We start from the raw sequence: 19,409 nt of genomic DNA, 5'->3' as shown, positions 1-19,409 counted from the left end.
GTCTGAAATATCTTAGTCGACACGACCGCGCGCAGCCACGGGTGTGACTTCGACAACCTCGTTGCCTGAAATCAAAACCACTTCGTCAAAAAGGTTCGATACGACACAAGCGTGGTTGGGAATGATCCGAATCCGGTCACCAATCTGCGGCTTGCGGGCGCAACCACTCACATCGACAATGCCGTGCTCTTCACTCAAGGAGGTGATGACGGCGTCTGGAAATTCCGCGATGCGGCCGAACCCCTCCATGCCGAAAGTGTCGCTGGACAGCGATTTTGAGCCCGCATCGATAATCGCGCGCGTCTTAGTTGGGCAACTGACTACAGTCGCAAGTACCGTCAGGGCGCAGTCGTCCCAGGTTCCCACGCCTTTCGCAACCTGGAAGCGGTCCATGTAGATGTAGGTGCCAGGGCGATGCTCGGTTGCGCTCGTCACTTCATGCGCTCGCCACATATCCGGCGATCCGCCATTGGAAATGATGCGCGGATCAAGCCCGGCCTCGGTTGCTTGACGCTTCGCTGCGGCGAGGAAGGCTTCGTTTTCTTCAACGGCACCGGTTTTCGGGTAGGTCATGAAGCCCCTGAAGCGCAAACCGGTGCAACCATCGACGAGCCTGGCGAGTGTCAATGCTTCGTCCGGCGTCTGGACGCCGCATCGGCCCATGCCGGTGTCGCATTCAATGAGGACGTCCAGCGGCTTGCCCGTATCGCCGAATGCTTCGGCGAGGCCCCGGATTGTCGTCTCGCTGTCGGCCGTCACGGCAAGGGTAACGCGCTCGTTCAATGCCACCAGGCGGTTGAGTTTTGCCTCGCCGAGGATGTTGTAGGGAAGAAAAATGTCCGTCAGCCCGGCATCGGCCATGACCTCGGCCTCCCCCAGTTTCTGGCAGGTGATTCCAACAGCGCCGAGCTCAACCTGGCGCTTTGCAAAGCGTGGCAGCTTGTGCGTCTTAATATGCGGGCGAACGGCAAGGCCATGGCTATTGGCAAAGGCCTGGAAGCGTTGCAGATTGGCGTCGGCCCGATCCACATCAATAAGGACTGCGGGTGTATCGATTTCGGCGAGGTTCACAGGACTAATCTCCAAGCGGTAGGTTGGGCGCACCGGTCTTGTGCAGGCCCTGCAGGTTCTTGATGCGCCGCATGCGTTCGACGGCGGGGGCGCCGATGCGCTCGGCAATGGTCATCGCCAGCATATCGGTCATTGCAAGCAGGGCATAGCGGGCAGGGGAGGGGCGATATACGTTCGTACCCTCATCGATGCTAAGCGGCAGGACCAACTGGGCGGCGGCAGCAAGCGAGGAGCCGGGGGCCGTTATCGCAATAGTCTTTGCCCCGTAACGCCCGGCGATGGTTACGGCTTCGATCAACGGCCTGACTTCCCCTGACAGCGAATAGGCGACGATTGCCGTTTCCTTGTTGCTGGTTGCGGCAGTCATCTGCTGCATTTCGCCGTCGATGGAAGATGATGCCCTGAGCCCCAGCCGGAACAGGCGGTTTTCAAGTTCCGTCGCTGCCATCGACGAAGCACCGCCCGAGCCGTATGCGCGTATCATACCGGCATCGGCGACGATTGCGGCTGCGCGTTCCAGGTCGGTGCGGTCAATTCGCTGGATCACATGGCCGATCGCATCAAGGGCACCGCTGGATATGATCGTCGGAATATCGTTGTCCTTATGTGCGGGCGCCGCCACGATAAAGCGTCCGGCTACGGCCAGCGATTGCGCCAGCTTGACCTTGAACTCACGCGTACCCTCAAAACCGAGCATGCGGCAAAAGCGGGTTATTGTCGGCTCGCTGACCCCCGCCTTCTCGGCGAGAAGCTCGATCGATGCATGCGTTGCAAAATCCGCATCGGCTAGAATCGCAGCCGCAACCCGCTGATCCGAACGCTGCCCGGTATCGGCAATGTCCCTCAGACGGGCGACGATGTCGAAATGCGGGGCGGCCATTTCAATCAGATCCGGTTGCCGGTTCTGCGATCGAACACATGCACTTTGTCCGGGTCGACCGACAACTTCATGAGGCTGCCAGGCTCGGGCGCAATTCTGTCGCGGAAGACGCAGCGAACGCCAACGCCGTCGATCGTACCGAAGATGTGTGTTTCCGAGCCTGTCGGCTCCACAACCACAACCTGATAGGTAAACCCCTCACTGTCGGCCGCCGTTAGCCGGAAATGCTCCGGACGAATCCCGATCTCGACCTCTTGCCCGGAAACCGCAGTTGTGGCGGCGACAGGTATGGTCGACCCATCCGCCATGCGCAAGCACGGCGCGCCGTCGCCGCGTTCGATGATCCCCGGAATGAAATTCATCGCCGGTGAGCCGAGAAAGCCAGCAACAAACTTGTTCGCCGGCTTGTCATAGAGTTCGAGCGGCGAACCTGACTGCTCGATGCGGCCGCCATTCATGACGACGATCCGGTCGGCCATGGTCATCGCCTCGATCTGGTCGTGGGTCACGTAGACCATCGTCGTCTTCAATTGCTGGTGCAGGGCCTTCAGTTCGGTGCGCATCTGGACGCGCAGTTTTGCATCGAGATTGGAAAGCGGCTCGTCAAAGAGGAAGAGATCGGGTGCGCGCACGATGGTGCGGCCCATGGCAATACGCTGACGCTGCCCGCCCGAAAGCTGGCGCGGCAGGCGGTCGAGATAATCGTGAAGATTGAGGACTTCCGCCGCCTTGTTGACCTTTGTGTCGATCGCATTGGCAGCTTCCCGCCGTATCTTTGGACCAAATCCAATGTTCTTGCGGGTCGTCATATGCGGGAAAAGCGCATAGCTTTGAAACACCATGGAGATATTGCGCTGCTGCGGCGGCAGTTTGTTCGATAGGCGGTCGCCGATCCACAACTCGCCCTCGGAAATGTCGTCGAGCCCGGCGATCATGCGCAGCAGGGTGGATTTGCCGCAGCCGGAGGGGCCGATGAGCACGAGAAACTCGCCGTCTTGGACGTCGAGGTCGATGCCATGCAGGACATTCATCGCACCGTAAGACTTCACGAGTTTCTTGATCTGCAGTCCGGCCATGTTGCTACTCCCCTGCAAGAACGTCGTTGATAAAACGCAGATTGCCGGCAGTCAGGCCGGCATCGACCGCCAGAGCCGTGCCGGTGATCCCCGAGGCAGCTGGCGAGGCGAGGAACACGGCTGCCCTCGCTACCTCTTCAGGCGTCACCATCCGCCCGAGCGGATAATGCGGCAACACCTTTGCCAAAAGGCCCGGCTCCTTCTGCAGACGGTGGTCCCAGGCGGGCGTACGGACAGAGCCGGGGCAGATGGCATTCGCGCGGATTCCGTAGCGGCCGCGTTCGACGGCGAGCGCCTTGACATAAGAAATCAAACCGGCCTTTGCGGCGGAATAGGCCGGATTGCCGAAATGGCTGAGACCATTGACCGAGGAGACGAAGACAATGCTGCCGCTGGCTCGTTTGCTCATCGCATCGACGATCGGAGCCGTCACGTGGTATGCGCCGTTCAAATTGATCGCTACCTCGCGATCCCAGATTGTGCCATCCAGTTGATCAAGCGTCTCGCCGCGGGTGAAACCCGCATTGTTGATGAGGATATCGGGCGTACCCTTTTCCTTGATATATTCCCGAATGGCGTTCGTAGTTGGTCCAGCTTCGCTCAGATCGAAGGTCAGGCGATGCGCAAGGTCGAGGTCGTCCATCGTATTTGATTGCTGATCCGCTCCTGACACGACGGCCCCGGCGGCGCGAAACGCGGCCACAAGGGCGCGGCCGATGCCGCCCCCCGCTCCGGTAATGAGGACGGTCCTGTTCCTGAGCCCAAGGAAGTCGTCGACACTTGCTGAAGTCATGCACCGGCCTATGAATCTGGACTGATTTGCGATCTGCTCGCTCCGCCCTCAGCTAAGAACCGAGAGTGAAAAAAAGCAACATAAAAATCTTGCTTATGCGCAAAAATCCCACTTGCGTGAAATTAAATTACATTTGAAGATGACGTCGCCGAAGAGCAAGCTGACGGAACTGTTGGAGCAAAAGTCCGAACAGCGTTGCAACGAGAAAGCGCTGCCGCGTGTAGCTTTAAAAAGGGGTTACCAATGACGATCAGACAAAAAATCTGCCTTCTTGCTGGAGCGAGCCTGATTGCTTTCAGCACCAGTGCACTTGCCGAGACGACGGTGCGCGTTACGATCGCCGAATACAGCAAGGGCACCGGTCCTTACTTCGAAGAGGCTGCAAAGGCATTCGAAGCAGCAAATCCGGACACGAAAATCCAGATCGAAGTCGTTCCGTGGGACAACCTGCAGCAGAAGTTGACCACGGACATTTCCGCGGGCGCAAATGCGGACCTTTCCATCATCGGCACGCGCTGGCTGCTCGACTACGTCAAGGAAGGCATCGTCGCACCGCTCGACGACCACATTACTCCCGACTTCAAGGCCCGCTTCATTGACACGTTCCTGTCGCCATCGGTCATGAACGGCAAGGTCTATGGCCTGCCGATCGCCGCCTCGGCACGCGCGATGTATTACAATAAGGATATCTTCGCCAAGGCCGGCATCGATACACCGCCGGCGACATGGGCCGATTTCAAGACCGACGCGGAAAAGATCAAGAAGCTCGGCGGCGAGACCTATGGTTTTGGCCTGCAGGGCAAGGAAATTGAGACCGATGTCTATTTCTACTACGGCATGTGGTCGAACGGCGGCGAGATCGTAAAGGACGGCAAGTCGGGCCTCGACTCCCAGGCGGCGATCGATACGGCGAAGCTCTACAAGAGCTTTATCGACGAAGGCCTGACCCAGCCCGGCGTTACCTCTTACTCGCGTGAAGACGTGCAGAACCTCTTCAAGCAAGGCAAGGTTGCAACCGTTATCACTGCGCCGTTCCTTTCCAACCAGATCAAGACGGAAGCGCCGAACCTTAAATATGGCGTTGCTCCTATCCCGGCAGGGCCAAGCGGCGACAAGGGCACCTATGGCGTGACCGACTCCATCGTGCTCTTTGAGAATTCCAAAAACAAGGAAGCTGCCTGGAAATTCCTCGACTTCATTTTCACCAAGGAGCAACGCACCAAGTTCGACAAGGTTGAGGGCTTCCTGCCGGTCAATGCCGAAGAAGCAAAAGACCCTTACTTTGCCGACAATGCGGATCTGAAAGTCTTCACCTCGCTTCTGCCGAACGCCCGGTTCGCGCCGGTTATTCCAGGCTGGGAAGACATTGCGCAGACGACCTCCAATGCGATCCAGAAGATCTATCTCGGCCAGGGCGATCCCGAAGCTACGCTCAAAGAGGCTGCTGCTAAGGTCAACGAGACGCTGAAGTAAGTTTGCTCGGGGAGGCGGATCAAGCCGCCTCCCGATTTCCCTTCACGCTCAACGCTCGAGGAATTCAAAGCCGATGCAACGGGCTACAGCACCCTATGTCCTGATCTTGCCGAGCTTCATCCTGGCCGCCGCCATCATCCTTTGGCCGCTCAAGGAAATCATTTCGCTGTCACTGCACGATGTGAACCGCTTCGGCATGATCCGCGATTTCATCGGCCTGCAGCATTTCCGCGTTCTGTTCGCCGATCCCGATTTTATCGCAGCGACCTGGCGCACGCTTTTCTGGACAGCATCCGTGGTGGTCGGAACGCTGGTCATATCGGTGCCCATCGCGCTCATTCTCAACGAGGATTTTTACGGCCGCGGTATCGCGCGCATATTGATCATGTTGCCTTGGGCGATCTCTCTGACGATGACTGCTATCGTCTGGCGCTGGGCGCTCAACGGTGAAAGCGGCATGCTTAATTCGGCCTTGCGGGGCCTTGGCCTCATCGACACCAATATCCAGTGGCTGGCGGAAGCTTCGACGGCATTCCCGATGCAGATATTTATCGGCATCCTCGTTTCTATACCTTTCACGGTAACCATATTCCTTGGCGGCCTGTCCTCGGTGCCCGACGATCTCTATGAGGCTGCGGCAACGGAGGGTGCGGGAAGCTGGGATCAGTTTCGCCTGATCACGCTGCCGCTCTTGCGCCCCTTCATCAACATCGCTTTCGTCCTCAACACGATCTATGTGTTCAATTCGTTTCCGATCATCTGGGCGACAACGCAGGGCGGTCCGGCCAATTCGACCGATATCCTTGTTACCTACCTTTACAAGACCGGCTTTCGTGTGGGTAAACTCGGCGAGGCCGCGGCCGTTTCCCTGATCATGTTCGCGATCCTTCTGGTCTTTACGATCATCTATGTCCGGCTGGCGATGCGGGAGGCGAAATCATGAGCGCGAAACTCAAACGCTCCATTCTCTTCTGGATTTTGCTGTCGCCGATCGTCGTCGTGATCCTCTTTCCCTACGCGGTGATGACGATCAGTTCGCTGAAATCCGCCACCGAAGTACTGACGCCCAACTGGTGGCCGAGCGAATTGCACTGGCAGAATTTTCCTGAAATGTGGCGGACCTCCGGCATAGCGCCGGCCCTCGCCAATTCGCTCTACGTTTCGGCGCTGTCAACGGCTTTGACGATCCTTGTCTCGATCCCGGCAGCCTATGCCCTGAGCCGCTACCAGTTTGCCGGGCGCGACGCCTTCCGCCAGTTCCTGCTGGTCTCGCAAATGCTTTCGCCCATCGTGCTGGTCATCGGCCTGTTTCGCCTCGTGGCCGGCGCCGGCATGATCGACAGCCTCAATGTGCTCGTCGTCATCTATACCGCGTTCAACATCGCGTTCTGCGTGTGGATGTTGCAGAGCTATTTTTCGACCATACCGCGCGATCTTGAGGAGGCCGCGTGGATGGAGGGTGCCAGCCGCTGGCGCACGCTTATCAGCGTGTTCCTGCCGCTCGCGGTGCCGGCGATGGTGGTCACGGCGATCTTCACCTTCATCAATGCGTGGAACGAGTTCGTCATCGCACTGACCATGCTGCGGACCGAGGGCAGCTACACTTTGCCGATCCGCGTTTTCTCGCTCGTAGCCGGCCGCTATACTGTCGACTGGCACTATGTCATGGCAGCCGCTTTCGTCGCTTCCGTTCCGGTTGCGGTCCTCTTTGCCTGGCTGCAACGCTATCTGGTGCGGGGCCTCTCGATCGGCGCCGTCAAATAACAGAAAGGATTTTCATGATGACGAAGCATCACTTCGGCACGTCCCACGTTCCGCTTTCACCTGCAGTGCGGGCAGGCGACTTTATTTACATTTCGGGCCAGGTACCGGTCGGAAGCGATGGCACTGTCATCATCGGCGGTATTGAAGCACAGACGAAGCAGGTCATGGACAACGTCCAGTCGGCGCTTGCCCTTGCCGGCGCGGAGCTTTCGGATGTGGTCAAGACCTTCGTCATTCTTGAAGACGCCCGCGAGTTCGCCGCGTTCAACAAGACCTATGCCACCTATTTTCCCAAAGACCCGCCGGCGCGGACGACCATTGAATCGCGCTTGATGATCGACATCAAGATCGAAATCGAGGCGATCGCCTACAAACCGCTCTGACACTGAAATACAGGCCTATCATGCGCATCTTTACCGCGTCGTTCGCGACCGAAACCAACACGTTCTCACCGGTCCCGACAGACCGCGCCAGCTTCGAAATGGCGTTTTACGCGGCACCGGGAGAACATCCTGAAACACCGACGCTTTGCTCTGCGCCCATGGTCGTGCTGCGCAAGCGGGCGCACGAGGAAGGCTTCGAGCTCATCGAGGGCACGGCGACCTGGGCCGAGCCGGGCGGACTCTTGCAGCGCAAGGCCTATGAGGAGTTGCGCGACGAAATCCTCGGCCAGCTCCGCGCGGCGCTGCCTGTTGCTGGTGTTATCCTCGGATTGCACGGAGCCATGGTAGCCCAGGGCTATGACGACTGCGAAGGCGACCTCCTCGAACATGTTCGCGCCATCGTCGGTCCAGACGTGCTGATCGCCTCGGAGTTGGATCCCCACAGCCATCTTACGGCCAAGCGCGTCCATAACGCCGATATTCTCGCGGCCTTTCTTGAGTTTCCGCACACCGATTTCTACGAACGCGGCGAGCACGTGGTCGATCTTGCCTTGCGCGCGCTGAAGGGCGAGATCAAGCCGGTAATTTCGACATTCGATTGCCGGATGATCGGCGTTTACCCGACGAGCCGGGAGCCCATGCGCTCCTATGTCGACCGCATGAAAGCATTGCAGGGCCTTAACGGCATTCTTTCAGTGTCGCTTATCCATGGCTTCATGGCCGGCGATGTGCCGGAGCTTGGCACGCAGGTAATGGTTGTCACCGACAATGATCCCGCTAAAGGTGCGGCACTGGCCGAAAAGCTTGGCATGGAACTTTTTGCCCTGCGCGGAAGGACAGCAATGCCGATGCTCGACACCGAAGCCGGTCTTGACGCGGCGATCACGGTCGCTGCCAGGAAATCAGGCAAGCCCGTTGTTGTCGCCGACGTCTGGGATAATCCGGGCGGTGGTGTCGCCGGCGACGGCACGCTGATCCTGCGCCGGATCATCAAGCGCGGCATAGACAATGTCGCGGTCGCAACCATCTGGGATCCCATCGCGGTCACCTTCTGCCTTGCGGCGGGGGAGGGCGCGCAGATTCAGCTACGCTTCGGGGGCAAGGCCGGGCCCGATGGCGGTGCGCCGATCGATGCCCGGGTGATGGTCGTGAAGGCAGTCGAGGAGGGATGGCAAAGCTTTGGCAAGAGCCGCGTTACGCTTGGGCCCGCCGCCGTTATCCGCCTCGAAGGCACCGACATCGAGGTTATCCTCAACACCAACCGGACGCAGACGTTCGAGCCGGATATTTTTTCCAATCTCGACATCGACCCGATGCGCAAGGATATGCTGCTGGTCAAATCGACCAATCACTTTCATGCGGGTTTCGAGCCGGTGGCGGCTGAGATTATCTATATCGACGCCGGCGCGCCTTATCCTTCGAATCCGCGGAAAACCAATTACCGCAAGCTGGCGCGCGAGATCTGGCCGAGGGTGGAAAATCCGTTCTAGGTAAAACGATCAAGTTTGGCGGTTTCTGGCGGCGCGTGGCGATCGGATAGGTCATCCGCGTCGCCCGGAAATCCTGCAAGAAGCTGACCAAGGCTTGGTATCCTCGAAAGACGCTCGTATTCCTGCAATGATATTACAAGGGCCACTTTGCGCCCTTGACGCAGGAACACGGTTGGCTCTCCCGCGACGGCTTTGTCGACGATGGCCGACAGCGTTTCCTTGGCCTCATCCCGATCTGACTCGCGCATATCCTCCACCTTTCCGCAACCCACTCACGGGAATTTCCGGAGCCGCAATTAACACTATTAGCGCCATATCGCAAAAGCGCGAAACAGGGTTTGACTCCCATTGGCTTTCATGTTGAATTGGCACAATGGTCCAACCAATTTAGGCGTTGTCCGCGTGATCAGTCCGATCCTTGCTCCTGTGCATACATCATCCCGCGACGACGCGGTTTTGCACGCGCTGGTCGATTTCGTGACGGGTGAGAGGCTGAAGCCTGGCGACCGCTTGCCCACAGAACGCGTCCTTGCCGAACACTTGAAGGTCAGCCGGACGACCGTGCGGGAGGCGCTGACGCGCTGGCAGGAACTCGGCCTCGTGGAGCGCCGCCAGGGGAGCGGCACCTACCTCAAGGCAGCCGTTACCCGCAACATGCTTCACCTGCCGCTGACCCTGCCTTCGGGCAACGACTTCAATAGCCTTATGCACACGCTTGAAATTCGCCGCGGGCTGGAGGCGGAGGCCGCCACGCTGTGCGCCGAGCGCGCGAGCGACGCGGATATTGCACTGATCGAGCAGAAGCTTATCCGCATGGAGAGAGTTTTCCACGAACGCAACGGCATGTCGGCGGAAGAGGACTGGGAGTTCCACCTTGCGGTGTTCCGTACGTCCGGCAATCCCCTGTTCGAGCAGATAATCGCGGCGATGTACGAGATGTTCCACCGCTTCTGGGAGCATCCGCTCGGCGTGCGCGATTTCGGCCATGCGAGCTTCCCCTATCACCGCACGCTTTTCAACGCGATAGCGGCGCGCAATCCCATCGCTGCCCGCGGCGAGGCGCTGAAACTCATTGCGACCGTCGAGGACGACCTCAAGCGCGGCAACGCGAACCTTAAAAAGCAGACCAAGAAGAGCAAAGAATGAGCGACAATCCATATTTTCACGATCAGGAGATAATGGCGCAGGCGGCAACGCTTCTTGCCCATGACGAGCCATTCCCGGGTGGCTCGGTAGTGCCGCCGATCTACCAGACGTCGCTTTTCACCTTCGACAATTATGCGGCAATGGCCGACGCCTTTGCCGGACGCAAGCGCCAGCCCATGTACTCGCGCGGCGACAATCCGACGGTGATGGAATTCGAAAGCAAGATCGCCGCGCTGGAAGGCGCGGAGGCAGCGCGCGCCTTTTCGAGCGGCATGGGCGCCATCAGCGCCATGGTGCTTGCCTTTGTCGGGGCAGGGGATCGGATCGTTGCCGTGCGCAACTGCTATGGCGACGCCTATCGCCTGTTCGAGCGCCTGTTGCCGCATCTCGGCATCAAGGTGGATTATGTCGACGGCTCGGATCCCGATGCGGTCGCTGCCGCGTTGCCCGGGGCCAAATTGCTCTATCTCGAAAGCCCGAGCTCGATGATGTTCGAGTTGCAGGACATCGCCCACTATGCGCGGCTCGCCAAGCAACACGGCGTCGTTACGACCATCGACAATTCCTGGGCGACACCGCTCTTCCAGAAGCCCATCACCCATGGCATCGATCTTGTGATGCATTCGGCATCGAAATATCTCGGCGGCCATAGCGATACGGTTGCCGGCGTCGTTGCCGGATCGCGGGAGATGATCGACCGCATCAACGGCCGCACCTATTCCTATCTCGGCGCGAAACTCTCACCCTTCGAGGCCTGGCTCCTGCTGCGCGGCCTGCGCACCCTGACCCTGCGCCTGCCGCACCACATGAAGAGCGGTCTTACCATCGCTGAGCGGTTAAGGGCGCATGAAAGCGTCGACCGGATCATGCATCCGGCCTATTCCAACCATCCGGGCAAGGCGACCCTTTCCGGCTACTCGGGACTGTTTTCCTTTGAGGTGACCGAAGACATCGATGTTCCGACCTTCGTCGATGCGCTGAAACTCTTCCGCATCGGCGTCAGCTGGGGCGGTCACGAAAGTCTCGTCGTACCGGCGCTGGCCTCGCTGCAGCAGACGCCGGACGCCAATTCGATCGGGCGCTTCGGCGTAAGCCCGCGAACCATCCGCCTGCATGTGGGGCTCGAAAGTGTCGAGGAACTATGGGCGGATCTTACCAACGCATTGGCAAAAGCCAAACGCTGAACTTCTGAACTGTCTAAAAAATGGGAGCTAGACAATAATGCAAAAACGAATGGGAACATTTCTGGCGGGCGCCATCGCGGCGCTGTCAATGACGGTATCGGCGGCCTTCGCCGATACAACGATCAAGATGGTGGAAGTGATTTCCAGCCCGCCGCGAACCGAACTTCTGAAGAAGCAGATCGCAGGATTCGAGCAGGCCAATCCGGGCGTGAAAGTGGAGCTCGTATCGCTGCCCTGGGGGCAGGCGTTCGAGAAGTTCCTGACCATGGTCCAGGCTGGCGATACCCCCGATATTGTCGAGATGCCGGAGCGCTGGATGGGCCTTTACGCCAATAATGGCCAGCTTGAGGATCTCGGGCCCTACATGGCCAACTGGAAGGACGCGGCAACGCTGGGCGACCGCGCCAAGCAGTTCGGCTCCGTCGTCGACAACAAGCAGTATATGATTCCATACGGCTATTACGTCCGCGCCATGTTCTGGAACAAGAAGCTGTTCGAACAGGCTGGCCTCAAGGAAGCGCCGAAGACACTCGACGAATTCATGGAAGCCAACAAGAAGATCTCAGCGATCCAGGGCAAGTATGGCTACTGCCTGCGCGGCGGACCCGGCGGTTTCAATGGCGTGCAGATGTTCATGAACATCGCCAATGGCAAGGGTGGCTATTTCAATGCCGACGGTACCGCGACACTCAATGAGCCGGGCGCCGTCAAGGGCCTCGAAATGCTGGCCGATATCTACAAGAGCGGCTACGCGCCGAAGGATAGCGTCAGCTGGGGCTTCAACGAGGTTGTGACCGGTTTCTATTCCGGAACCTGCGCCATGCTCGACCAGGATCCGGACGCTCTGATCGGTATCGCCGAAAAGATGAAGCCTGAAGATTTCGGCGTTGCGCCGCTGCCTACCGGGCCGAATGGCAAGTCCTATCCGACCCTTGGCTATGCCGGCTGGGCGATGTTTGCAAATTCGAAGGTCAAGGACGAGGCCTGGAAGCTCATGGGCACCTTGCTGTCGCCCGAGGACAATATCGAGTTCGCCAAGAATGTCGGGGTCCTGCCGATCCACACTGGTGCGGACAAGGACCCCTATTTCGGTTCGGAAGCCTTCAAAGGCTGGTTCCAGGAATTGAGCGATCCGAAGACCTTCGAATTCGTCACGCCGCCGACGCATCTCGAAAACCTCGGCAATTTCTATGACTCGGTTTCGGTCAAGAATTTCCAGGAAGTTCTGCTGGGCCAGAAGACGGCGAAAGAGGTCGCCGACGAGTGGGCTGCGTTCCTGACCGAACAGCAGCAGGCCTGGATGGCCAAGAACAAGAAATAACGTCACCTGCAACGATGCTCCGGCGCGGACCGTGCCGGAGCATTTCTTTTGGTTCGCCAAGCCGGAAACAAGGCGGCGAATTCGAACGACATCGAGATGAGGGGTTCGATAGGTATGGTCATGCAATCGACAGCGGCAGGCTTGCCGCAGAAGGGCGGGAGGGCCGGCGAGAAGCGAAGCTTTGCCGATGCCTTCGAACCATGGGCCTATATGAGTCCGGCCCTCGTATTTCTGCTCCTCGTTCTTGTGGTACCGCTGATCTTCGGCATCAGCTATTCCTTCCGCAAGTTTTCCGCCTTCAAGTCTGAGTTTGTCGGGCTCGCACAATACCAGGCGATGCTACACGACAAGGTGCTAGGCGAGGCGCTGATCAACACCCTGTGGTGGACGGTCGCGAGCCTTTTCTTCCAGTTCTTCCTTGGGCTTGGCCTCGCACTGCTCCTCGATCGCAATTTCGCCGGCAAGAAGCTGGTCCAGGCCATCGTCTTCCTGCCATGGGCGGTGCCCTCGTTTCTTTCGGGTCTTACCTGGGCCTGGCTTTTCAATCCGATCGTCGGGCCTCTGCCACACTGGCTCTATGCGCTCGGTCTCAAGTCAGAGCCCACCAATATCCTCTCCGATCCCGCGACAGCCATGTGGGGGCCGATCATCGCCAATGTCTGGTTCGGCATCCCGTTCTTTGCGATTACCCTGCTGGCGGCGCTGAAGTCTATTCCGTCGGAACTGCATGAAGCCGCCGCGATCGACGGCGCCAATCCATGGCAACGTTTCACCAAAGTGACCTTGCCGTTCCTTGCGCCTACCATCGCCATCACGGTCATGCTGCGGACAATCTGGATCGCCACATTCGCCGACCTCATCTACGTGATGACCGAGGGTGGACCGGCGGGTTCCACCAATACTGTCGCGACCTACATCTATGTCAGCGCATTCAAGACGCTCGACAAGGGCTACGCATCGGCGGTTGCCGTACTCCTCCTCGCGCTCCTCATCCTCTACGCGGTCGTCCTGATCCGTATCCGCAAAGCACTCGTGAGGTATTCCTGATGATCGCCGGACGCTCGCGCAATGCCCGGATTTTCGGCGCCATAGGTCTCTATGGCGCAGTCGGGGCCTATGTCATTTTCGCCTTGTTCCCGCTGTTCTGGACGCTGAAGATTTCGGTAACGCCGCAATCGCTGCTATATTCGGAAGGCATCACGATGTGGCCGTCGACCTCGACGTGGGAAAACTACGTCACCGTGCTGCGTGCCACCGATTTCCCGCGCTACTTCCTCAACAGCGTCATCGTCTCGGTAATAACCGCTGCCTTGGTGACGATCATAGCCTCGGCGGCTGGCTATGCCATGTCGCGCTTCTCATTCCATGGTAAGACGACTGTCGCCGTGACGCTGCTCCTGACCCAGACATTTCCGCTGGTGATGGTCATTCCGCCGATCTACCGCATCATGGGTCAGCTTGGGCTTACCAATAGTCTCACCGGGCTCATCATCATCTACACCGCCTTCAACATCGCCTTTGCTACATTCCTGATGCAGTCGTTCTTCGACGGTATTCCCAAGGACCTAGAGGAAGCCGCGATGATCGACGGCTGCAGCCGCTCACAAGCGCTGCGCAAGGTCATCATTCCGCTTACACTGCCCGGTATGGGCGCAACCCTCGGCTTCGTCTTCACCGCCGCATGGAGCGAACTTCTGTTCGCGCTGATGCTGATCAGCAGCGACAGCCAGAAGACCTTTGCCGTCGGGCTCCTCACCTTCATCGGCAAATTCGCCGTGGACTGGGGGCAGATGATGGCGGCTTCGGTGCTCGCGCTCATTCCGGCCTGCCTGTTCTTCGCCTTCCTGCAACGCTACCTTGTGACCGGTCTGACCGCCGGCGCAGTGAAGGGCTAACCAAGGATAATCCCATGGCTTCTGTCACCATATCGAATGTTCAGAAAAACTACGGCGCCATGAACGTGCTGTCCTCCGTTGATCTCTCGATCGCCGACGGCGAGTTTGTCGTCCTTGTCGGCCCATCGGGCTGCGGCAAGTCCACGCTGTTGCGCATGATTGCGGGGCTGGAAGAAATTTCAGCCGGCGAGATCAAGATCGGCGATCGTGTCGTCAACGATGTCGCGCCCAAGGATCGCGATATCGCCATGGTGTTCCAGTCCTATGCGCTCTATCCGCATATGGACGTAGCTGCGAACATGGGCTTCAGCCTCTTGCTGCGCAAGACGGCCAAGGACCTCGTCATGAGCCGCGTCGGCAGCGCCGCCAAGCGTCTCGGCCTCGACGTGTTCCTCGAGCGGCTTCCGCGTCAGCTTTCCGGCGGTCAGCGCCAGCGCGTCGCCATGGGGCGGGCGATCGTCCGTGATCCCAAGGTCTTCCTCTTCGACGAACCCTTGTCCAACCTCGACGCAAAGTTGCGCGTACATATGCGCACCGAGATCAAGGCGCTGCACCAGCAGTTGAAGACGACGTCCGTTTATGTCACCCACGATCAGGTTGAAGCCATGACCATGGCCGACCGTATTGTTGTGATGCACGATGGCGTGATCCAGCAGGTCGGAACGCCTCTCGAACTCTACGACCATCCGGCGAACCTCTTTGTTGCCGGCTTCATTGGTTCGCCCGGGATGAACTTCCTGCCGGCCGTTGTCACCAACCAGAACGGAACGAGTGCCGCGGAGCTTGCCGATGGCCAGTTCGTACCGCTCCGGCAGGAACTCAACCTTGCCGACGGCGACAGGATTGTCGTTGGCGTACGGCCGGAAAACATCGAGATCGGCGGGGCGGATGATTTGAAGGCCAGGATCGAGGTCATCGAGCCATTGGGCCTCTCGACGCAATTCTATACGAAGATGGCGGATCAGCAGGTATGCATCTTCGCCATGGGGCGCACCGATCGCGCTCCGGGCGATATGATCGGCCTCGGCGTCAAGCCGGAAAATGTTCACGTCTTCCACGCCAAGTCGGGCATGAGATTGGCCTAAGGCGATCGTCGCCTTCCGCGAAAAAGCGTCGGGAATAATATTTCGCTGTTTCGGCGATTTCTGGTATTGCTTTCGCCGTTTAGCAGACTTTGCTGGCTGGGAATGCCTATGCAGCAGCCAAGCAAAGTGACATTTTCCGATCATTCGCCGAAAGGCTAAAACAATGGATGGAAACAAATGAACTGGCTGAAATCGCTCCTCGTCATTGGCGCTCTCGCAATTGTGCCCGCACAGGCCCATGCAGAATCGAATCTGGAAAAGATCAAGGCGGCGGGTGTCCTGAAGATCGGCACCGAAGGTACCTACGCGCCGTTCACCTATCATGACGCGGCCGGCAAGCTCGTCGGCTTCGACGTGGAGATCGGCGAGGCGATCGCCAAGAACCTCGGCGTCAAGCCACAGTTCCTCGAAGGCAAGTGGGATGGCCTCATCGCCGGTCTTGATGCGAACCGCTACGATACTGTCATCAACCAGGTCGGCATCACCGAGGCTCGCAAGCAGAAGTACGATTTCTCCGAGCCCTATATCGCCTCCAAGGCTGTTCTCATCGTCAAGGGCGACAATGCCGATATCAAGACCTTCGCTGATCTGAAGGGCAAGAAATCGGCGCAGTCCCTGTCGAGCAATTTCGGCAAGATCGCGCAGGAAGCGGGCGCCGAGCTCGTTGGTACCGATGGTTTCGACCAGTCGATCCAGCTCGTCCTCAACGGCCGCGCCGATGCAACGATCAATGACAGCCTCTCGTTCCTCGACTTCAAGAAGCACAAGCCGGACGCCAATGTGAAGATCGCCGCCCAGCAGGAAAATGCCGACTTTTCCGGCATCATCATTCGCAAGAACGAGCCGGATCTCCTGGCTGCGATCAACAAGGCGCTCGAGACGATCAAGGCGGACGGTACCTACAAGAAGATTGCCGACAAGTATTTCGGCGAGGACGTCTCCAAGTAACACCCGTTTACGACCGGCGCGATTTGCGCTCTAAGAGGGCAGGGCATTTGTCCCTGCCTTTTTCCTATTAAAATACGGGCTCACCAGGGAGAACCGGATTTGACCCATTGGCTGACACTGATGCTTGAATCGCTGCCCTCGCTGCTCTGGGCAGGATTGGTTTTCACCATTCCCCTGACGCTGCTCTCCTTCGTCCTGGGGCTGGCTGTCGGCCTGATCGCAGCGCTCGTCCGCTTGTTTGCCCCGGCACCCTTTGCAGCGGTCATCAAGTTCTACGTGTGGATCATTCGCGGCACCCCGCTTCTCGTCCAGTTGTTTCTGATCTTCTACGGTCTGCCAAGCGTCGGTATCGTCCTTGATGCGTTCACCGCCGCGTTGATCGGCTTCACGCTCAATATCGGTGCCTACACGTCGGAGATCTTGCGTGCGGTCATTTCCTCCGTGCCCAAGGGGCAATGGGAAGCTGCCTATTCGATCGGCATGAGCTGGGGGCAGGCGATGCGCCGCACGATCCTTCCGCAGGCCGCGCGGGTCGCCGTTCCGCCCCTGTCCAATACCTTCATCTCGCTGGTCAAGGATACCTCGCTTGCCGCCGCAATCACGGTGCCGGAATTGTTCCAGGCAGCGCAGCGCATCGTTGCAACCACCTATGAACCACTGATCCTCTATGTCGAGGCGGCGTTGATCTACCTCGTGATGAGCTCGGTCCTGTCATCGCTGCAGGCGCGGCTGGAGACGCGCCTCAATCGCTATGGCGGCTTCCTGGAGGCGCGCTCATGAGCATGGTCGATCTCAAAAATATCGTGAAGCGTTTCGGCGATCTGACAGTGCTGAATGAGGTCTCGCTCAGCGTTGCCGAAGGCGCGGTCATGGCACTCGTCGGCCCTTCGGGAGGGGGCAAGAGCACGCTGTTGCGCTGCATCAACCTCCTGGAAATTCCGACCTCCGGATCCGTCGATATAGCCGGCGACAGGTTGGAGTTTCGACCGGACCTTCGCGTCAACAGCAAGGACGTTCACAGGCTTCGCCGTCACACCGGCATGGTGTTCCAGAACTTCCAGCTCTTCCCGCACCGGACCGTCATCGAGAACGTCACCGAGGGGCTGACCACCGTGCTGAAATGGCCGAAGGAGCGCGCGCGCGAACGGGCCATGATGCTTCTCGAAAAGGTTGGCCTCGCCCACAAGGCCGAGGTATGGCCCTCGACGCTTTCGGGCGGCCAGCAGCAGCGTGTGGCCATCGCGCGGGCGCTCGCGCCTTCGCCAAAGGTCCTCCTGTGCGACGAGCCGACATCGGCGCTCGACCCCGAACTATCGGGCGAGGTAGTCGACGTGCTGGCGCAACTTGCCCGTGAAGGAACGACGATGGTGATGGCGACGCACGATCTGCGGCTCGCATCGAAAATCGCCAATGAGGTCATTGTTCTCGACGGTGGAGTCATTGTCGAACAAGGGTCTTCGCGCGATATCTTCACGCGTCCGCAACGCGAGCGGACAAAGCGATTCATCGCGACATTGACGCATGAGGAGAGAAACACCCAGGGCGAGGGGATCTGATTTTCCCTACCCGACGCGGCTTCAGATCAATCCAGTGAATCCGCGTCGGCGGGAAGGTTGTGACCTTCCCACTTATCCTGAGGGATGGACGCGGACCGCGTCGCGCAATAGCTGTTCCCCGTAGCTCTAGACAAACGGTTTCGCGAGTTTGAGCCGCCGTGGCAGCAACCGGTCGAAATAGGCCTTGCCGCCGGCAGCAAGACGCGTTCCCTCCGCAGACAGGAAGCCGGGGGGCAAGTGACGCGTCTTTCCCGCGACATTGGCGAGGGGCACCAGGCGGATACGTGTTACGCCGCCTTCTTCCTGCAACGCAACCGAGCCTCCGCCCTGTGCTGCAGCTTCGACCGCAAATGCGCCCGCATCAAAAGCTTCTTGCGCATCGGTCGCGTTGATCATCCCGGCATTGCCGCGCGGCAAATAGCCGAACGTGTCAACCCGGGCGCGCACGCCGGGCAATCCGTCGCGCAAGGCCTGTTCCACCGCCATGCCGAGATCGCCACCGGAGAGGCGAACATTGCCATGCGCGTCAAATTCAAGGCGCTCGCGCGGTACGAGATTTTCTACCACCGAACGGCCGTCCTCGGCGGTAACGCCTTCGGACATGGCAACGATGCAGCGGCCATGACGATCGATGATGGAGCGAACCTCCTCGACGAAACGCTTTGGCGAGAAGGCGAGTTCGGGAACATAGAGGAGATGCGGTCCGCTCTCGTCGTCAAATTGCCATGCGGCTGCTGCGGCGGTCAGAAAGCCGGCATGCCGGCCCATGACGATGCCGACATAAATGCCCGGCAAGGCGCGGAAATCGAGATCGACGCTGGCGAAAGCCGTCGCGACGAACTCGGCGGCCGAGATGAATCCCGGGGTGTGGTCGTTTTCTTCAAGGTCATTGTCGATCGTCTTCGGCGCGTGAACGAAGGCGATATCGCCGCCTGCAGCGTCATTCAGGATCTGTTGCGTCCCAGCCGTATCGTTGCCGCCAATATAGATGAAGGCCGTGGCGCCTGTCTGTCTCAGACCTTTCAAAACCTTTTCGCAATAGGCTGCGTCCGGCTTGTCGCGCGTGCTCCCTAATGCGGCGCTGGGCGTTGCGCCGAGCAAACGGAGTTGCTCCTCGGGAAGGTCGGAGAGGTCGATGAAATTGCCGTCGCGAATGCCCCGCACGCCATGGAGCGCACCGAGAATGCGGGCGCCCTTATGGCGTTTGCGCGCCTCGATCACCGCTCCAGCCAACGTCTGGTTGATGACGGCGGTAGGGCCGCCGCCTTGCGCAATTACGAATGTCTCGCTCATGTCCGCCCTCCGCTCTTGTCATCTTTGCCTTGACGAAGCAATTGGACTTTG

At 59.0% G+C, this 19,409-nt stretch carries 20 protein-coding genes; 14 read left to right on the top strand and 6 right to left on the bottom strand.

The genetic code is table 11. From position 1 onward, the window contains the following. Positions 1 to 12: 12 nt before the first annotated feature. The 4 genes from BR48_RS0115955 to BR48_RS0115940 are packed head-to-tail and all read right to left on the bottom strand — an operon-like array spanning position 13 to position 3,820. Positions 13 to 1,086: a D-TA family PLP-dependent enzyme gene (locus BR48_RS0115955; protein ID WP_027232231.1), complete on the bottom strand. Its 1,074-nt coding sequence runs from the start codon at positions 1,084 to 1,086 to the stop codon at positions 13 to 15. Further along, a complete protein-coding gene (locus BR48_RS0115950; protein ID WP_027232230.1) occupies positions 1,076 to 1,951 on the bottom strand; it encodes a MurR/RpiR family transcriptional regulator in 876 nt (291 codons plus the stop codon). The genes BR48_RS0115955 and BR48_RS0115950 overlap by 11 nt, the downstream gene beginning before the upstream one ends. Positions 1,952 to 1,956: 5 nt before the next feature. Continuing rightward, positions 1,957 to 3,027, bottom strand: a complete 1,071-nt coding sequence (gene ugpC, locus BR48_RS0115945) for a sn-glycerol-3-phosphate ABC transporter ATP-binding protein UgpC (RefSeq protein ID WP_027232229.1) — start codon at positions 3,025 to 3,027, stop codon at positions 1,957 to 1,959. Positions 3,028 to 3,031: 4 nt separating this feature from the next. Then, positions 3,032 to 3,820, bottom strand: a complete 789-nt coding sequence (locus BR48_RS0115940; RefSeq protein WP_027232228.1) for an SDR family oxidoreductase — start codon at positions 3,818 to 3,820, stop codon at positions 3,032 to 3,034. Positions 3,821 to 4,063: 243 nt separating this feature from the next. On the opposite strand from BR48_RS0115940, the gene BR48_RS0115935 reads away from it, so the two are divergent. The 5 genes from BR48_RS0115935 (at position 4,064) to BR48_RS0115915 (ending at position 8,930) form a co-directional block, all read left to right on the top strand. Continuing rightward, positions 4,064 to 5,293 carry a sugar ABC transporter substrate-binding protein gene (locus BR48_RS0115935; RefSeq protein ID WP_027232227.1) on the top strand — a complete coding sequence of 410 codons (1,230 nt, stop codon included), beginning with the start codon at positions 4,064 to 4,066 and terminating at the stop codon, positions 5,291 to 5,293. Between the two features lie 73 nt (positions 5,294 to 5,366). Next, a complete protein-coding gene (locus tag BR48_RS0115930) occupies positions 5,367 to 6,236 on the top strand; it encodes a sugar ABC transporter permease (RefSeq protein ID WP_027232226.1) in 870 nt (289 codons plus the stop codon). Beyond that, complete coding sequence (locus BR48_RS0115925) at positions 6,230 to 7,057, top strand: carbohydrate ABC transporter permease (protein ID WP_027232225.1); 828 nt, start codon at positions 6,230 to 6,232, stop codon at positions 7,055 to 7,057. The genes BR48_RS0115930 and BR48_RS0115925 overlap by 7 nt, the downstream gene beginning before the upstream one ends. 17 nt (positions 7,058 to 7,074) lie before the next feature. Continuing rightward, on the top strand, positions 7,075 to 7,440 hold the full coding sequence (locus tag BR48_RS0115920; RefSeq protein ID WP_081815920.1) for a RidA family protein: 366 nt from the start codon (positions 7,075 to 7,077) through the stop codon (positions 7,438 to 7,440). A gap of 20 nt (positions 7,441 to 7,460) precedes the next feature. Further along, entirely contained in the window at positions 7,461 to 8,930 is a 1,470-nt protein-coding gene (locus BR48_RS0115915) for a M81 family metallopeptidase (protein WP_027232223.1), read from the top strand. Here the strand turns inward: BR48_RS0115915 and BR48_RS0115910 are convergent. After that, positions 8,927 to 9,178 carry a type II toxin-antitoxin system Phd/YefM family antitoxin gene (locus BR48_RS0115910; protein WP_027232222.1) on the bottom strand — a complete coding sequence of 84 codons (252 nt, stop codon included), beginning with the start codon at positions 9,176 to 9,178 and terminating at the stop codon, positions 8,927 to 8,929. The genes BR48_RS0115915 and BR48_RS0115910 overlap by 4 nt on opposite strands. A gap of 157 nt (positions 9,179 to 9,335) precedes the next feature. Between BR48_RS0115910 and BR48_RS0115905 the strand changes: the two genes are divergently transcribed. The 9 genes from BR48_RS0115905 to BR48_RS0115865 all read left to right on the top strand — a co-directional run bounded on the left by BR48_RS0115905 (position 9,336) and on the right by BR48_RS0115865 (position 18,065). After that, entirely contained in the window at positions 9,336 to 10,076 is a 741-nt protein-coding gene (locus BR48_RS0115905; protein WP_027232221.1) for a FadR/GntR family transcriptional regulator, read from the top strand. Further along, positions 10,073 to 11,260, top strand: coding sequence for a PLP-dependent transferase (locus tag BR48_RS0115900; RefSeq protein ID WP_027232220.1), 1,188 nt, complete (start codon positions 10,073 to 10,075; stop codon positions 11,258 to 11,260). The genes BR48_RS0115905 and BR48_RS0115900 overlap by 4 nt, the downstream gene beginning before the upstream one ends. 49 nt (positions 11,261 to 11,309) lie before the next feature. Further along, positions 11,310 to 12,581, top strand: coding sequence for a sugar ABC transporter substrate-binding protein (locus BR48_RS0115895; RefSeq protein WP_027232219.1), 1,272 nt, complete (start codon positions 11,310 to 11,312; stop codon positions 12,579 to 12,581). 114 nt (positions 12,582 to 12,695) lie between these two features. Further along, positions 12,696 to 13,628 (top strand): sugar ABC transporter permease, encoded by a 933-nt coding sequence (locus BR48_RS0115890; RefSeq protein ID WP_091923380.1) that lies wholly within the window; start codon positions 12,696 to 12,698, stop codon positions 13,626 to 13,628. Next, entirely contained in the window at positions 13,628 to 14,476 is an 849-nt protein-coding gene (locus tag BR48_RS0115885; RefSeq protein WP_027232217.1) for a carbohydrate ABC transporter permease, read from the top strand. Before BR48_RS0115890 ends, BR48_RS0115885 begins: the two co-directional genes overlap by 1 nt. Before the next feature lie 14 nt (positions 14,477 to 14,490). After that, a complete protein-coding gene (gene ugpC / locus BR48_RS0115880; protein WP_027232216.1) occupies positions 14,491 to 15,561 on the top strand; it encodes a sn-glycerol-3-phosphate ABC transporter ATP-binding protein UgpC in 1,071 nt (356 codons plus the stop codon). A gap of 177 nt (positions 15,562 to 15,738) precedes the next feature. Next, positions 15,739 to 16,509 (top strand): amino acid ABC transporter substrate-binding protein, encoded by a 771-nt coding sequence (locus BR48_RS0115875; RefSeq protein WP_027232215.1) that lies wholly within the window; start codon positions 15,739 to 15,741, stop codon positions 16,507 to 16,509. Between the two features lie 99 nt (positions 16,510 to 16,608). Beyond that, positions 16,609 to 17,289 carry an ABC transporter permease subunit gene (locus tag BR48_RS0115870; RefSeq protein WP_027232214.1) on the top strand — a complete coding sequence of 227 codons (681 nt, stop codon included), beginning with the start codon at positions 16,609 to 16,611 and terminating at the stop codon, positions 17,287 to 17,289. A gap of 2 nt (positions 17,290 to 17,291) precedes the next feature. Next, positions 17,292 to 18,065 carry an amino acid ABC transporter ATP-binding protein gene (locus BR48_RS0115865; protein ID WP_027232213.1) on the top strand — a complete coding sequence of 258 codons (774 nt, stop codon included), beginning with the start codon at positions 17,292 to 17,294 and terminating at the stop codon, positions 18,063 to 18,065. A gap of 126 nt (positions 18,066 to 18,191) precedes the next feature. Here the strand turns inward: BR48_RS0115865 and BR48_RS0115860 are convergent, their stop codons facing one another. Then, the gene (locus BR48_RS0115860; protein WP_027232212.1) at positions 18,192 to 19,358 is read right to left on the bottom strand and encodes a diphosphate--fructose-6-phosphate 1-phosphotransferase; all 1,167 of its coding nucleotides are present in this window, start codon (positions 19,356 to 19,358) and stop codon (positions 18,192 to 18,194) included. Between the last annotated feature and the right edge of the window lie 51 nt (positions 19,359 to 19,409).

The organism is Phyllobacterium sp. UNC302MFCol5.2, from assembly GCF_000686005.1.
GTDB lineage: Bacteria > Pseudomonadota > Alphaproteobacteria > Rhizobiales > Rhizobiaceae > Phyllobacterium > Phyllobacterium pellucidum.
Note: the sequence above shows the minus strand (reverse complement) of the source record. Positions and strands in the feature narration are given on the sequence as shown.